Consider the following 14,630-nt stretch of genomic DNA (forward strand, 5'->3'; position numbering starts at 1 on the left):
CCGTGGACCACGGCCGAGCCGATCGCCACGACGTGGCGCGCCCCGACCGCCCGCGCGGCGCCGAGCACGCGCTGCGTGTGCGCGACGACCGCGGCCTCCCGCTCCCTCCGTCCGGCGGTGCTCGACGGGCCCAGGTCCCCCGCGTGGGCGACGAGCACCACCACCGTGGCACCGGCGAGGACGTCCTCGGGGGAGTCCGCGGGCACCTCGTCGACCGAGCGGACGCTACCGCCCCACGCCGCGGCGGCCACGGCGGAGGCGACGGGCCCACGCCCGACCACGACGACGTCGTCGGCACCCCCGTGCGCTCCGGACGGCGTGCTCCGCCCTGAGCGAATCTGCTCCCCCACCATCCCTCGTTCCCGTGTCCCGCGGTTACCGTGGTCCGCAGCCGGCCCCATCGTCGCAGGAGGTCCACGTGAGCCCCGACAACTCCGCAGTCCCGGGAGCCGATGGTGGCGTGCCCGCCTGGGAGCAGGTGATGCGGGCGATGCTCGGCGACGGCGCCGACGAGGCGATCCGTGAGCTCCAGGAGCGCGGCTTCGATCCCGGTGCGATGGCCGCCGCGTCCGGCCTGCCCGACGACCCGGCCGCGCTGCAGCAGGTCTTCGGCCAGATCCAGGCGATGCTCGCCGCCTCCGGTGACGAGCCCGTCAACTGGCAGATGGCGCACGACCTGGCCCGCCAGCAGGCCGCCGCGGGCGGCGACCCGTCGCTGACCCCCGCGCAGACCCGCCAGGTGCTGGACGCGCTCGCCGTGGCCGAGCTCTGGCTCGACGCCGCCACCGACCTCCCGCCGTCTACGGGCGTGCCGCGCGCCTGGAGCCGCGCCGAGTGGGTCGAGGCGACGCTGCCGACCTGGCGCACGCTCACGGAGCCGGTCGCGTCCTCCCTCTCCTCCGCCCTGGTCGGTGCGCTCGGCGGAGCCCTCCCCGAGTCGCCGGACGAGCTCGGGCTGCCCGGTGGGATCGACCCGACCCAGCTCCTGCGCCAGCTCGGCTCGGCGGTGTTCGGCATGCAGGTCGGCCAGGCGGCGGGCACCCTCGCGCACGAGGTGTTCGGCACCACCGACATCGGCCTGCCCCTGCTGGACCGACCCGCTCCCGCGCTCGTCGCGGCCAACGTCGACGCCTTCGCCGAAGGCCTGGACGCGCCCCTGGAGGAGGTCCGCCTCTTCCTCGCCCTGCGTGAGGCGGCGGCCACCCGCCTGTTCACACACGTCCCATGGCTGCGCGCCCACCTGCTCGCGACCGTCGAGGCGTACGCCCGCGGCATCACGATCGACGCCGACCAGCTCGAGGAGGCGGTCCGCTCCATCGACGTGACCGACACCGCAGCCCTTCAGCAGGCCCTCTCAGGCGGTGTCTTCGCGCCGCACACCACCCCGGCGCAGCAGGCCGCGCTCGAGCGGCTCGAGACGGCGCTCGCGCTCGTCGAGGGCTGGGTCGACGAGGTCACCGCCACAGCTGCCCTCCCCCACCTGCCGCACACCATGGCGCTGCGGGAGATGGTCCGGCGCCGTCGCGCGGCCGGCGGCCCGGCCGAGCAGACCTTCGCCAACCTGGTCGGCCTCGAGCTGCGCCCGCGGCGCCTGCGCGACGCCGCCGCGCTCTGGGCGCAGATCGCCCGGGACGCCGGGACCACCGCGCGCGACGCCGTCTGGGACCACCCCGACCTGCTGCCTGGCACCCAGGACCTCGACGACCCGTCGGGCTACGCGGCGCGCCGGGCCACGGCCGTCGACGAGGCCGCCGAGGTGGACCGCGCGCTCGCCGAGATCCTCGGCGAGGACCCGGACGCCGGTCCCGCGCCCGCCTGACCGCGACTCAGCGCTTGCGCTCGGACCCGAGGTCGTCGAGCTGCAGCTCGAGCTGGCCGAGCGTCTCGTCGTCCGCGTCGGTGGTGAGCTCGACGACGCCGTCCCCGTCCGGCACGACGTCGTCCGGCTCCTCGCTGCCGCCGTCGTCGACCTCGTCCGCCGGCAGGTCCTCGCCTGCTCCGGCCTCCCCCGGCGCCGAGCGCTCACCGGCGTACGCGTAGCCCTCGAGGAACCCCCGCGCCCGTGCGGTCCGCGGGTACGCGTCGAGCTCCGCCCAGAACTCCGGACCGTGCCCGGCGTGCAGCAGGTGGGTCAGCTCGTGCAGCAGCACGTAGTCGAGCACCCATCGCGGCATGCCGCGGACCCGGTCGGAGATCCGGATGGTGCCTTCCGACGGCGTGCACGACCCCCACCGGCGTCCCTGGTTGGTGGACCAGCGGACCGTCGTCGGCGTCGCGCGTCCGTCGAGGTAGCGGGTCGACAGCTCGGTGGCCCGCGACATCAGCTCGTCGTCGGAGGGGCGGCGGCGTCGTTCCTGAGCGGCGAGGCGGGCCACCATCCGGCGCACCCACTCGTTCTCCTGGGATCGCGTGAACCTCGCGGGGATGGCCACGATGGTCCGGTCGCCCTCGCGCCACGCGGTCACCGTGCGCACGCGCTTGCGCGACCGGCGGATCTCGACCTGGGACAGGTCCTGCGTGGGCTGCACACAGGAACGCTAGCGCGCAGCGCCGACGACGCAGGTTCACTCGTCGGCGCACGGCGCGTCCTGCACGATTCCGCGGGCTGTGGGCGTCCGGAGCACTACCGTGGACGTCGCGCGGGCGTCGATGCACCAGCACGGCCGCGCCGCCGGCCGGCGGTTCCCCGGTCCGGTGCACGACACCGAGGGAGGGCCCCATGGCTGAGACGTATGCAGGCGAGTTCTACTGCGTGAAGTGCAAGGAGAAGCGCGAGGCCGAGGGCGACGTCGTCATCTCGGAGTCCGGTCGGAGGATGGCCAAGGCCGTCTGTCCGGTGTGCGGCACCAAGCTCAACCGGATCCTCGGCAAGGCCTGAGCCCCACCACTTCGCCCCAGGGCATCGTCCTCCCCCGAGGACGGTGCCCTTCGGCATGCCCCGAGCTGTGGACGACGCCCACCGGCACGCCGGGTGCGCTGCGAGAGTGACGCACCGTCCGAAGGGGGATCCATGCGACTGCGCGCCGGCCTGCAGGTGCTCCGCCGCACCTCCACCGAGGTCCAGGTGGGCACGGACCCGCGCTGGGCAGTGCGGCTGCCCGACCTCACACCCGCGGAGGTCGACCTGCTGCTCACCGTCGACCCGCGCACGGACCTGACCGACCTCCCGCGCGCGGCCGCTGCGCGAGGGGTCGACGTCGACCGGGCGCAGGCGCTGGTCGCCGCCCTCGTGGACGCCCGGCTCACCCAGGACGGTCCACCCCGGGCAGCGGTGCGCGGCCCGGCGGCGGTCGACGTGGACGTGTGGTCGTTGCTGCGGGCCGACGGGGACGGCGCAGGGCTCGTCCGGGCGCGTGCGGAACGGGTCGTCGCCGTGCTCGGGCTGGGACCCACCGGCCTGGGGATCGCCGTCGGGCTGGCAGCAGCCGGCGTGGGCACGGTCCTGGTGGACGACGAGCGTCCCGTGCGGTCGACGGACGTCGGCGTCAGCGGGTACCGGTGGGCCGACGCCGGCTCCGCCCGGCAGCGCGTCGCCACCAGGCTCCTGCGCGACGTCGCTCCGGACGTGTCGACCGCCGCTGAGCGGCCCGCGGACATCGTGGTGCTCGTCGAGGACGGCGTCGCGGATCCCCTGCGCGGGCCGGTGCTCGTGGCCGGCGGCACGCCGCACCTGTCCGTCGTCGTCCGACAGGCCGACACGGTCGTCGGACCGCTCGTCGTGCCTGGTGTCGGCCCGTGCCTGCGCTGCCTGGACCTGCTGCGGACCGATGCCGACCCCTCCTGGCCGACGATCGCCGCGCAGCACCGCCCGGTCGCTCTCGGCGGCGAGCCGGGGGTGGTCGCCACGGTCTGCGCCGGGCTCGGCGCGTCGGCCGTGCTCGCGCAGCTCGACCGAGTCCCGGGGCTCGCGCCGGGGGCGACCTTCGAGGTCGCGCTGCCGGACGCCGTCCCCCGCCGACGCACGTGGGCGGTGCACCCCGAGTGCGGGTGCACCGCCCTCCCGGCGTCGCTGGTGGGCGCGCCGGGCTGAGTCGACCGTCAGGCCGCCGGGACGGCGTTCTTCCGGGGACGTCCGCGACCACGCTTGGTCGCGACCACCACACCGCCGACGAACACCTCGCCGCCCCAGACCCCCCACGGCTCGGCACGCTCGACGGCGCCGGCCAGGCAGCCCTCGATGAGCGGGCACTCGCGGCACAAGGCCTTGGCCTGCTCGACCTCGGCCGTCCGCTCGGCGAACCAGAGCTCGGGGTCGTTGGACCGGCACGGGATGAAGTCGGCGACGAGCTGGTCGAACGTGTGGCGGTCGTCGGTCGTCGAAGTGCTGTCGGTGAGGGGCCACGCGCCGGATCCGCCCTGGTTCACCGTGTCGAGCAGCGTCGTGAGCCGCACGATGTCCTCCTGATGTCCTTGCTGGTGAGCGTGTTGCGTCGGTGCCGGACCGACTGCCAACCCGTCCCACCCGGTACATCGGGAGAAACAGAAAGGCCGCGGGTCCGAGTTCGGACTCCGCGGCCTGGTACCTCTGTCGAGGTCAGAGCATGGGAGTCCGGATGAGCTGCGTGCGGGGATCGGTCGCTGTGCGACGCTTCGACCCGCCGGTGAGCTCGAGGGCGCTACCGCCGATGGGCGCAGCGATCCCCTGGAACCAGAACGTGGTGGGCGCGACAGATCGCGGGAGGAACGCCTCGGCGTTCCGCATCTCGATCTCGTGGTTCTCCATCAGTGCACCCACCTCCTCTCCGGTTCGGACCCTCGCCTCTCGGCGCGATCCCTCAACAAGGACGTCGCCCACCCTAGGACCGGGCTCGTGGGGCGGACAACCGATTTACCGAAGATTCCTCGAGAAACTTCTGGCGACCCTCGAACGGGTCAGCGGGCGGGCTCGCGGACGGTCGCGCGCACCACGTCCAGGACGTCCTCGCCGATGTCCGCGAGGGTCATCGGGCCGACCCCGCGCACGCTGCCCAGCTCCTCGAGCGTGCTCGGGCACCGCTCGGCGACGGCGCGGATGGTGGCGCTGGTCAGGACGGACGCCGGCTGACGTCTGACCTCGGCCGCGTGCGCGTCGCGCCAGGCCGTCAGCGAGTCGACGACCGCCTGCTGCCGCGCGTCGAGGTCGCGGCGCGGGACACCCGGCCGGCGGCGCTCGTCGGGCCAGAGGTCGGTGAGGAAGCGCGACACCCCGCGGGTGGCTCGCGCCCTCGGGTGGCGTGCCCGGGAGTACGACAGCTGGAGGTGCTCGCGCGCCCGCGTGATGCCGACGTACAGGAGGCGCCGCTCCTCGGCCACCCCGGCGTCCGTCTGGGCCTGGACCGTCGGCAGCAGGCCCTCGGAGAGACCGACGAGGAACACCGCGTCCCACTCCAGTCCCTTGGCTGCGTGCAGGGAGGCGAGGGTCACGCCCTCGACGGTGGGTGCGTGCTGCGCCGCGGCGCGCTCGTCGAGCTCGGCCACGAGGTCGCTGACCGTCGGCGGTCCGCTGCCGCTCGGCGGTGCCGCCGCGAGGGCGTCGCCGAGCGTGACCAGCGCCTGGAGCGCGTCCCAGCGCTCACGGGCGGCTCCCCTGCCCTCCGGCGGGGTGTCCGTCCAGCCGGCGTTGCGCAGGATGTCCCGGACGGCGTCCGGCATCGGCAGGTCCGGGTCCACCGCGCGGGCGCCCCCACGCAGCAGGACCATCGCCTTGCGCACGTCCGCGCGGGCGAAGAACCGCGCGTTGCCGCGTACCTGGTACGGGATCCCACGGTCCGCCAGCGCCGCCTCGAACGCCTCCGACTGCACGTTGGTGCGGTACAGCACCGCGATCTCCGCAGGCGACACGCCCCCGCGGACGAGGGCAGCGATCGCGTCGGTGACACCGGCCGCCTCGGAGTCGTCGTCGGGGTAGGTCACGTAGGTGGCGTCGGGACCGTCAGGCCGCTGCGCGCGCAGCTCCAGGGGGACCGGGCCGCCCGCCCTGCGGGACGCGTGCATGACGTGGTTGGCCAGCGCGACGACCTGCGGGGTCGAGCGGTAGTCACGGACCAGCTGCACGGTGGTGGCGCGCGGGTACGTCGTGGTGAACGACGTGAGGTGGTGGGCGGAGGCGCCGGCGAACGAGTAGATGGTCTGGCTCGGGTCGCCGACGACGCACAGCTCCTGCCGGCCCCCGAGCCACTGGTCGAGCAGGTACTGCTGCAGCGGGCTGACGTCCTGGTACTCGTCGACCACGAAGTGCTGGTACTGCTCCCGGACCGAGTCCGCGACGTCGCGGCGCTCGGCGAGCATGGCGGCGAGCAGGAGCAGCACGTCCTCGAAGTCGATGACCCCCTGCTGGTCCTTCGCCGACTCGTACGCCGCCATCAGGCGGGCGACCGACTGCGGGTCGATGCCCGCCGGGCCGGGTCGGTCCGTCGCGGCGGCCGCCCTGGCGTAGTCGTCGGACGTGACGAGCGAGACCTTGGCCCACTCGATCTCCGAGGCGAGGTCGCGCACGCTCTCCCGGTCGGTCTCGATGCCGACCAGCTGCGCCGCGTGCGCGATGAGCTTGACCTTCTGCTCGAGGATCCGCGGCGGCGGACCGCCGACCACCTTGGGCCAGAAGAAGCCCAGCTGGCGCAGGGCCGCCGCGTGGAACGTCCGGGCCTGGACCCCCGAGGCGCCGAGCAGGCGAAGGCGCGTCCGCATCTCTCCGGCGGCCCGCGCGGTGAAGGTCACGGCCAGCACGTTGGCCGGCCGGTACGCGCCCACCTGGATGCCGTAGGCGATGCGGTGCGTGATCGCCCGCGTCTTGCCCGTGCCCGCCCCCGCCAGCACGCGCACGGGTCCCCGCAGGGTGGTGGCGACGGCACGCTGCTCGGGGTCGAGGGCGTCCAGGAGGGCTTCGGCGGACATCGGGCACAGTCTCGCAGCACCTGCCGACACCCCGTCGCCGGCTGTGCGCAGCGGGTACCGTCTCCCGTCCGCACGATCCTGGGAAGATCCCCCGCGGCGACGATGTTGATGCCTAGGGCGACGATCTTGCCCCACGACCACGACGACCACCCGAGGACCGATGACCACCCAGACCCTGCCCGAGACCGGCACGATCACCATGTACTCCACCAGCTGGTGCGGGTACTGCCGTCGGCTCAAGACGCAGCTGGACTCCGCGGGGATCGGCTACACCGAGGTGAACATCGAGGAGCACCCGGACGCGGCCGCCCTGGTCGAGACCCTCAACGGCGGCAACCAGACGGTCCCGACGGTCGTGTTCCCGGACGGCTCGGCGGCCACCAACCCGTCGTTGGCACAGGTGCGCGACCGGCTCAGCTGAGCGGTCCGCCGAACCACTCCTCCACCAGCGCCCGGGCGATCGACGCCGGCCCCGGCGGGACGACCTCGCCGGTCCGCACCGCCTCCGTCAGCTCGGCGCGGGAGAACCACCGCGCCGCCGTGAGCTCGACGCCGTCCACCGTCACGTCGGTCGACGTCGCGTCGGCGCGGAACCCGACCATGAGCGACGCCGGGAACGGCCACGGCTGGCTGCCCCGGTAGGACACGTCGCCGACGAGCACCCCCGTCTCCTCCGCCACCTCGCGCCGGACCGCGTGCTCGAGCGACTCCCCCGCCTCGACGAAGCCGGCGAGGGTCGAGTACCGGCCCTCGGGCCAGTGCGCGGCGTGCCCGAGCAGGATCCGGTCGTCGGCGTCGACGACCGCCATGATCACCGCGGGGTCGGTCCGCGGGTAGTGCTCCGAGCCGTCGACCACGCACACGCGCGACCAGCCGGACTGGGCCACGCGCGTCTCGGCCCCGCAGCGTGGGCAGCGCGGGTGCCGGGCGTGCCACGCGTCGAGCGCGACGGCCGTCGTGGCCAGCCCGGCCTCCGCCGCGGTCAGCTGCGCGCCGATGTCCCGCAGCGCGGTCCACGCCAGCCCGTCCGGCAGCACGGGCGGCACGGCCGGTTCCGTGCCGGCGGGTGCGGTGTGCACCAGGACGTCCGACGCCTCGCCCAGCCGCGGCACCGGGCGCCGCTGGGCCACCCGACGAGCCAGGTACGCCGGGCCGGTGCCGTCGCGACCGAGCAGCAGCCAGGCCTCGTCGTCGGCCGGCAGCAGGCTCGCCACCTGTGCCGGCTCCAGCAGCGCGACCGTCGGACCCGGGGCGGTGACCACCGCGGCGTCGCAGACCAGCAGGACGCGGGTGGCGCTGTCGGCGATCGCGTCCTGGAGGAACCCGTCCTGGGTGCGCAGCAGCGCCGCACGGTCGACGCCGGCACGGGACAGCGGGAGGTCATCCGGAACGATCACGCCGGTCACCGTACGCGGGGACGTGCGGGCGGGCCCGAGGAGAGCGGGAGCGACCGGACCAATCGGACGAAGACACGCCGCGCGGCTGGCCCGGCACCGTTCGGTGGCCTGCCTATCCTTGGGCCTGTGGTTCGATCCCCTCTCGCCCTGGCCGCGCTGGCGACCGTCGCCGTCCCGGGACTCGACGCGTTCGACGTGCGGCGGCCCGCCCAGCCCGGGGCCGACTACGACACCGCGGTCGTCATCGACGCCCACCGCAGCCGCTGGGTGGTCCGTGCGCCGCAGCATGCTGCCGCCGGCGCTGCCCTCGAGGCCGAGGTCGTCCTGCTGGCCATGCTGGCGGAGGAGGCCCAGCGCGGGAGGCTGCCGTTCGCGGTGCCCGCCCCCGTCGGGTTCGCTCATCTGCCCGAGGGCGGCCGCGCAGCCGTGCACGCCGAGATCCCCGGCGACGCGCTCCGGCTCGACCGCCTGGCCCCCGGGCCCGGCCTCGCGGCCGCGCTCGGTCGCGCCATCGCGGCGGTGCACGAGCTGCCCCCCGCGATCGTCGAGAACGCCGGGCTGCCCGCGTACGACGCCGGCGAGTACCGGCAGCGCCGGCAGGCCGAGGTCGACGAGGCCGCGCGGACCGGCAAGGTCCCGCCCGCGCTGCTGCGGCGGTGGGAGGAGCGGCTGGAGGACGTCGCCCTCTGGCGCTTCCGCCCCACCGTGGTGCACGGCGACCTCACCGCCGACCGGGTCCTGGTCCGGGGCGAGTCCGTCACCGGCCTCCTGCACTGGGGCGACGCCTGCGTGGCCGACCCCGCCGACGACCTCGCCTGGCTGCTGGTCGCCGCCCACCCGGACGTCACGGACTCGATCATGGAGGCGTACCAGCTGCGCCGCACGGAGCTCACCGACCCGCACCTCACCGAGCGCGCCCTGCTCGCCGGCGAGCTCGCGCTGGCCCGGTGGCTGCTCTACGGCGTGCGCTCGCAGGACGCCGAGATCGTCGCGGATGCGGTCGCCATGCTCGAGGACCTGGACGCCCACACCCGCGAGGACGCCGACGCGGAACCACTGCTGGCCTGACCGACCCACCCGTCGGAGGCGCGGCTGAGGCGCCGGGCCGGTCAGTCGGTGTCGAAGAGCGTCGGGGCGGCCGGGCGCCGCACCGGCGTCGCGTTCTGGGCCTCCCAGCCCGGGCGCCGCCGGGCCGCGGCGTTGGACCTGCCGCCGCGCCGGTTGACCCGCGGGGCGACGGCACCGGCTCCCTGCGGGCCGTCCGCCGACGTCGCCGCGCGCAGCAGGCCGGTGATCTCGTCCTCGTCCAGCAGGCGCTCGGGGTAGACGGTCACGCCCGCGCCGACGTAGCAGAACGCGGCGCGCACGCGGTCGAGCGGGGTGCCCGTCCAGCGCGACCAGGCCAGCCGGTAGACGGCGAGCTGGAGCTCACGCGACGCCCGCGCGGCGTCGTCCTTCGGCGGGGCTCCCGTCTTCCAGTCGACGACGACCACGGCCGGCTGGTCCCCGGGGAGCGTCGGGTCGGCCTCCGGGTCGGGGAAGACCGCGTCGATGCGGGAGCGCAGCACGTAGCCGTCCACCGAGATCTCGATGTCCACCTCGACCGCGACGGGCGAGCGGTCCGCCCACCCGGTGGCCAGGAACGCCTCCCGCAGCGCGCGCTCGTCCAGGTCGAGCGTCGCCGAGTCGTCGTCCGCACCCGGCAGGGCGTCCACGTCCACCAGCGACGCGCTGCCGTACCAGCCCTCGACCCAGGCGTGGAACCGTGTCCCCCGCCGGGCCTGCGGCGACGGCTCGGCCGGCACCGGTCGGCGCAGGTGCCGGGCGAACTCTGCCGGCCCGGCCTGGAGGCGGACCAGCGCGGACGCCGACAGGTGCGCGGGGAGCTCCACGTCCCCCGAGGGGGTCCGCACGCGTTCGCGCTCGGCCAGCAGCCGGTCCGCCAGGACCTCCCAGCGGTGGTTGGCGCCCGCTGCTGCGCCGGCCGGGTGTTCGGCGTCCTGGGCCATGGCCGCGAGGACGCGCGCCGCCGCCTCCTCGACGTGCGGGCGACGCGTGGGTCCGCCGTCGGCCCCGAACGGGTCCGCAGGCCAGGTGGCCGTGAGCACGAGCGAGGCACGCGGGTTCGTCGCGACGTCCTGGGGCGCCTCCTCCCAGCCCGTCGTCTCCACGAGACCCGCCTCCGCGAGCTCGGTGAGGAACGTCGAGACCTTGCGCACGCGCGTGCCGTCCCCCCACCAGGCCGCGGTGAGCAGCAGGTCGGAACGGGCTCGGGTGAGGGCCACGTACGCCAGCCGCCGCTCCTCGGCCACCTGGTGGTCGCCCGCCTCCAGGACGAACCGGCGGCGGCGATCCTCGAGGTCCTTGGGGTCCGCGGCGCCGGCGTAGGCGAGCTCGGGCAGGTCGTGGCGGTCGCCGCGCAGCGGGTAGGGAAGGGAGCCGAGACCGGTGAGCCACGCCGAGTCCTTGGGTCCGTCCTTGCCCTGGGTCGCGGTGGCCGGCAGTCCGCCGTCGACCAGCCCGGCGACCGCGACGACGTCCCACTCCAGGCCCTTGGCCGCGTGCACCGTGATGAGCTGCACCGCGTCGGGGTCGGGCTCGCTGACCGGCATGTCCAGGCCGTTCTCCCGGGAGTCAGCCGCCTCCAGCCACGCCAGGAAGCCGCCGAGCGTGGGGTGGTCGGCCGAGCGGGCGAACTCGACGGCCACGTCCCGGAACGCGTCCAGCTGCGCCCGGGCACGGCCCGGCGACGTCCTGGCCCGCGCCGCGACCTCGATGTCGAGCCCCAGCAGCCGTTCGGCCTCGCCCACCAGCTCGGGCACGGACAGGTAGGTGTGCGACCGCAGGACGCGCAGCGTCGCAGCGAGGTCGGCGAGCCGCGCGCGGCCGACCGCGCTGAGCGTCCGCCCGGTGTGGCTGGTCCAGCCGTCCGCCGGGAGCTCGGTGATGGCGTCGAGCGCGTCCACGATGCTGCGCTCGTCGACCGCGTCCGCCTCGACGACGACCCCGTCCTCACCGGGGGGCTCCTCGCCGCGGGGGCCCCGTGCCCGGCGCCCTCCTGCGTGCCGCGCCGCCAGCTCACCGGACCAGGCCGCGAGCGCGTGCAGGTCCGAGGCACCCAGCCGCGTGCGGGCGCCGGTCAGCAGGCGCATGAGGGCGTCGCCGCGGGACGGGTCGTGCGCGGTCTGCAGGAGGGCGACGAGGTCGACCACCTCGGGCGCCGACAGCAGCCCGCCCAGGCCGACGACCTCGACCGGCAGCCCGGCGTCGCGCAGCGCCCGGCGCAGGGGCTCGAACTGCGACCGCTTGCGGCAGAGCACCGCGGCGGTCACCCGCTCCCGCCCCGGTCGGGCGGGCTGCCACCGCTCGCGCACGAAGGTCGCGACCGCACGGGCCTCGTCCTCGACCGTCTCCGCGACGTGGGCGTGCACCGTGCCCTCACCCGCGCCCGGCCGCGAGGCGAGCACCGGCACGGTGACCCGGGTGGCGGCCGCCCGCAGCGGTGCCGCCACGTGGTTGGCCGCGGCGAGGACCGACCGGTCGTTGCGCCATGAGGTCGACAGCAGGTGGACGTCGGCCGGTGACCGCGTCCCGTCCGGGTGCATCTGCGGGAACGACGTCGGGAACCCCTCCAGGCCGCCCGCGCTGGCCCCGCGCCACCCGTAGATCGACTGGTGCGGGTCCCCCACGGCGGTGACCGGGTGGCCGCCGCCGAAGAGCGCGCCGAGCAGGGTCAGCTGGGCGTAGGACGTGTCCTGGTACTCGTCGAGGAGCACGACGCGGAACCGGTGGCGCTCGCCCGCACCCACCTCCGGGACGTCGATGGCCAGCCGCGCGGCCAGTGCCACCTGGTCGCCGAAGTCGATCGCGTCCCCGGCCCGCTTGCGCGACCGGTACTCCGCGACGAGGTCGAGCACCCGGACCCGCTCCCCCAGCGAGCGCACCAGCTTCCTGATCTCGGCGTACGGCTCGCGCGGCGGCGTGCCGGCCGGCGTCTCGGCGAGCGCCTCGATGATTTCCTCGATGCCGGAGCGCGCCTGCGCCGCGTCGAGCAGGTGCTCGTCGAGCGCCCCCGACAGGGTCAGCACCGCCTCGATCACCGTGGAGGTCGCGGCGTCGGTGTCGAGGTCGTCGCTCCACGCCTCGACCACCTCGGAGGCGAGCTGCCACTGCGCCGCCTCCCCGAGCAGCCGGGCGGACGGGTCCAGCCCGAGCCGCAGCGCGTGGTCCGCCACGAGCGACGCCGCGTAGGAGTTGTAGGTCGAGATCGTCGGCCGCGCCAGCCCGGCGAGCCCGTCGGTCCGCGCCAGGTCCACCGTGCCCCCGAGGACGACCCCCTCGGCGGCCGCGGCGCGGGCGAGGGTGCGCAGGCGCTTGCGCACGCGCTCGGCGAGCTCCCCGGCAGCCTTGCGCGTGAAGGTCAGGCCCAGCACCTGGTCGGGCGTCACGATGCCGTTGGCCAGCAGCCAGACGACGCGCGCGGCCATGGTCTCCGTCTTGCCCGACCCGGCGCCGGCCACCACGAGGGACGGCTCCAGAGGCGCCTCGATCACGATCCGCTGCTCCGGCGTGGGCGGCGGCTGGCCGACCAGGGCGGCGATCTGGGCCGCGGACAGGTGGGGTGTCATGCGACCACCTGCCCGCCCTCGCCGCGGACCGGGCACGAGCGCCGCACGGGGCAGCGGTCGCACAGGTCGTTGGCGGTCGCGACGAACGTCGACGCCGCCATGCGGTCCGCCACCTGGTCCACCAGCGTGCGCGCCCAGCTGGGGCCGTCGACCTCCGGCCCGAGCGGTTCCTGCGCACGCGTCACGGCCGTCGCGCCCGTGCCGAGGAAGACGAGGTGCGCGCCGCCGCTGGTCGTCCCCTCCGGCAGCCCGTCGAACGCGCCGGCGTCGACCGCCAGCTGGTACGCACCGAGCTGCGGGTTCTCCGCGGCCTTGCTCACGCTCGGCGGGCTGGCCCCCGTCTTCAGGTCCACCACCCGCACCACCGGCCCCGCGGGGTCGTCCTGCAGCAGCTCGATCCGGTCGACCGACCCCCGCAGCGCCGCCCGGTCGGTGTCCACGGCGAACGCGCCCTCGACCAGCAGCGGCTCGCCCGCCGTCCGCAGGTACTCGGCCAGCCGGTGGACCATGGCGTCCGCCTTGCGCCGGGTGGCCAGCGCCGGCCAGCCGGCGCCGAGCCCCAGCTCTGCCCAGCGTCGGTCGAGCGCCGCGGACAGCTCCGCCTCGGTGCCGCGGGGGTGCTCCTGGGCGATCGCGTGCAGGAGGGTGCCCAGGCTCTGCCCCCCGCTCGCCGACGACGTGCCGCCGGCCGCCTCCAGCGCCCACCGCAGGGCGCAGCGCTGGGCGGTCTCGACCTTGGACGGCGACACCGGCACCCGCGCGTCCGCCTCCCACAGCGGTGCGTCGCTGGACGGTGCCGCCAGCCCGTACCACTGCGCGGGGTCGGCGCCGGGGACGTCGGCGGCGGCCAGCCGGGCGAGCGTGCGTGCCGCGACGGGGTCCGGCTCACTGCCGTCGAGGGCCGCCTGCTCGAGGTGCGCGCGCAGCTGGGCGACCAGCCCGCGCAGGTCGAGCGGCGCCGGGACGCTGGTCCGGCGGGTGTCCACCTCGTCGTCCGAGGGCTCGACGAGGTCGAGGAACGGGGAGGGCTGGTGGTCGGCGTCGTCCACCGCCGTGACCAGCAGCGAGCGCCGGGCGCGTGAGCACGCGACGACGAAGGAGCGCTGCTCGTCCGCGAGCACCGCGTCGCGCGCGGCGGCCGCGGCGTCGGCGTCGTCGGTGGTGCCCGGCACCGCGCGGCCGGCGACCAGGTCGACGAGGGCCTGGGCACCGAGCAGCGAGTCGCGCAGCCGCAGGTCCGGCCACGACCCCTCCTGGACCCCCGCGACCACGACGACGTCCCACTCCCGCCCGGCCGCCCCCGCCGGGGTCAGCACCTGCACCGACGCGCGTCGGGCGCGCGCGGCCAGGGAGTCCGAGGGGAGATCCTGGGCCTGCAGCCAGTCGACGAAGGCTCCAGGGGTGGAGCGAGGCATCCGGTCGACGAACGTCTCCGCCGCGCGGAACAGGGCCAGGACCGCGTCCAGGTCCCGGTCGGCACGCTCCCCGGAGGCGCCACCCGCGAGCGCCGACCGCCGCCAGGGCTCGGCCTGCTCGGCCGCCCTCCACAGCGCCCAGAGCACTGTCTGCGCATCGGCACCGACCACCGTCGCCGCGTCACGCCCGTCGCTCAGGACGCGCGCGAGCCGGGCGAGGGGACGTGCGCCGGCGGGCAGCGCAGCCGCGTGGCCGTCCGCAGCGAGCGCCTCGACCAGCAGGGCGTCGCTGGTCCGCCCACCGCCCTCGCCGAGCT

Annotated in this window: 12 protein-coding genes and 1 pseudogene; 5 read left to right on the forward strand and 8 right to left on the reverse strand. The window is 75.7% G+C overall.

Annotated elements, in window-relative coordinates; genetic code table 11:
- A pseudogene (locus RYN42_RS16245) lies at positions 1–350 on the reverse strand (nucleoside-diphosphate sugar epimerase); the annotation flags it as partial.
- A 68-nt stretch (positions 351–418) separates the two neighbouring features.
- Between RYN42_RS16245 and RYN42_RS16250 the strand changes: the two are divergent.
- On the forward strand, positions 419–1,819 hold the full coding sequence (locus tag RYN42_RS16250; protein WP_315097851.1) for a zinc-dependent metalloprotease: 1,401 nt from the start codon (positions 419–421) through the stop codon (positions 1,817–1,819).
- Between the two features lie 7 nt (positions 1,820–1,826).
- On the opposite strand, the gene RYN42_RS16255 is transcribed toward RYN42_RS16250, so the two are convergent.
- Positions 1,827–2,528 (reverse strand): YgjP-like metallopeptidase domain-containing protein, encoded by a 702-nt coding sequence (locus tag RYN42_RS16255; RefSeq protein WP_315097852.1) that lies wholly within the window; start codon positions 2,526–2,528, stop codon positions 1,827–1,829.
- A gap of 191 nt (positions 2,529–2,719) precedes the next feature.
- Here RYN42_RS16255 and RYN42_RS16260 point away from each other — a divergent pair, with 191 nt between their 5' ends.
- Together RYN42_RS16260 and RYN42_RS16265 are read left to right on the forward strand one after the other, a co-directional pair.
- Positions 2,720–2,878 carry a DUF5679 domain-containing protein gene (locus RYN42_RS16260; RefSeq protein WP_175348182.1) on the forward strand — a complete coding sequence of 53 codons (159 nt, stop codon included), beginning with the start codon at positions 2,720–2,722 and terminating at the stop codon, positions 2,876–2,878.
- Between the two features lie 132 nt (positions 2,879–3,010).
- Positions 3,011–4,030 carry a thiamine biosynthesis protein ThiF gene (locus tag RYN42_RS16265; RefSeq protein WP_315097853.1) on the forward strand — a complete coding sequence of 340 codons (1,020 nt, stop codon included), beginning with the start codon at positions 3,011–3,013 and terminating at the stop codon, positions 4,028–4,030.
- An 8-nt stretch (positions 4,031–4,038) separates the two neighbouring features.
- On the opposite strand, the gene RYN42_RS16270 is transcribed toward RYN42_RS16265, so the two are convergent.
- The 3 genes from RYN42_RS16270 to RYN42_RS16280 all read right to left on the reverse strand — a co-directional run bounded on the left by RYN42_RS16270 (position 4,039) and on the right by RYN42_RS16280 (position 6,873).
- Positions 4,039–4,392: a WhiB family transcriptional regulator gene (locus RYN42_RS16270; RefSeq protein ID WP_315097854.1), complete on the reverse strand. Its 354-nt coding sequence runs from the start codon at positions 4,390–4,392 to the stop codon at positions 4,039–4,041.
- A 142-nt stretch (positions 4,393–4,534) separates the two neighbouring features.
- Positions 4,535–4,723 (reverse strand): hypothetical protein, encoded by a 189-nt coding sequence (locus RYN42_RS16275; protein ID WP_315097855.1) that lies wholly within the window; start codon positions 4,721–4,723, stop codon positions 4,535–4,537.
- A gap of 149 nt (positions 4,724–4,872) precedes the next feature.
- Positions 4,873–6,873 (reverse strand): ATP-dependent DNA helicase UvrD2, encoded by a 2,001-nt coding sequence (locus RYN42_RS16280; RefSeq protein WP_315097856.1) that lies wholly within the window; start codon positions 6,871–6,873, stop codon positions 4,873–4,875.
- Between the two features lie 160 nt (positions 6,874–7,033).
- On the opposite strand from RYN42_RS16280, the gene RYN42_RS16285 reads away from it, so the two are divergent.
- Positions 7,034–7,294 (forward strand): mycoredoxin, encoded by a 261-nt coding sequence (locus tag RYN42_RS16285; protein ID WP_315097857.1) that lies wholly within the window; start codon positions 7,034–7,036, stop codon positions 7,292–7,294.
- On the opposite strand, the gene nudC is transcribed toward RYN42_RS16285, so the two are convergent.
- Complete coding sequence (gene nudC, locus RYN42_RS16290; RefSeq protein ID WP_315097858.1) at positions 7,287–8,270, reverse strand: NAD(+) diphosphatase; 984 nt, start codon at positions 8,268–8,270, stop codon at positions 7,287–7,289. The two genes, RYN42_RS16285 and nudC, sit on opposite strands and share 8 nt — an antisense overlap.
- 126 nt (positions 8,271–8,396) lie before the next feature.
- Here nudC and RYN42_RS16295 point away from each other — a divergent pair, with 126 nt between their 5' ends.
- Positions 8,397–9,338: a phosphotransferase gene (locus RYN42_RS16295; protein ID WP_315097859.1), complete on the forward strand. Its 942-nt coding sequence runs from the start codon at positions 8,397–8,399 to the stop codon at positions 9,336–9,338.
- A 41-nt stretch (positions 9,339–9,379) separates the two neighbouring features.
- Here RYN42_RS16295 and RYN42_RS16300 read toward each other — a convergent pair whose 3' ends face one another.
- Together RYN42_RS16300 and RYN42_RS16305 are read right to left on the reverse strand one after the other, a co-directional pair.
- Positions 9,380–12,898: an ATP-dependent DNA helicase gene (locus RYN42_RS16300; protein ID WP_315097860.1), complete on the reverse strand. Its 3,519-nt coding sequence runs from the start codon at positions 12,896–12,898 to the stop codon at positions 9,380–9,382.
- A partial coding sequence (locus RYN42_RS16305) for a PD-(D/E)XK nuclease family protein (RefSeq protein ID WP_315097861.1) occupies positions 12,895–14,630 on the reverse strand: 1,736 nt, incomplete at its 5' end. The genes RYN42_RS16300 and RYN42_RS16305, both read right to left, overlap by 4 nt.

The sequence above is a fragment of the uncultured Cellulomonas sp. genome, assembly GCF_963527515.1.
Taxonomy (GTDB): domain Bacteria; phylum Actinomycetota; class Actinomycetes; order Actinomycetales; family Cellulomonadaceae; genus Cellulomonas.

Excerpts from the sequence above, each read along its gene's own strand:
- RYN42_RS16275 (WP_315097855.1), bottom strand. The coding sequence starts at position 4,723 with ATGGAGAACCACGAGATCGAGATGCGGAACGCCGAGGCGTTCCTCCCG.
- RYN42_RS16265 (WP_315097853.1), top strand. The coding sequence starts at position 3,011 with ATGCGACTGCGCGCCGGCCTGCAGGTGCTCCGCCGCACCTCCACCGAG.
- RYN42_RS16280 (WP_315097856.1), bottom strand. The coding sequence starts at position 6,873 with ATGTCCGCCGAAGCCCTCCTGGACGCCCTCGACCCCGAGCAGCGTGCC.
- RYN42_RS16300 (WP_315097860.1), bottom strand. The coding sequence starts at position 12,898 with ATGACACCCCACCTGTCCGCGGCCCAGATCGCCGCCCTGGTCGGCCAG.
- RYN42_RS16285 (WP_315097857.1), top strand. The coding sequence starts at position 7,034 with ATGACCACCCAGACCCTGCCCGAGACCGGCACGATCACCATGTACTCC.
- RYN42_RS16260 (WP_175348182.1), top strand. The coding sequence starts at position 2,720 with ATGGCTGAGACGTATGCAGGCGAGTTCTACTGCGTGAAGTGCAAGGAG.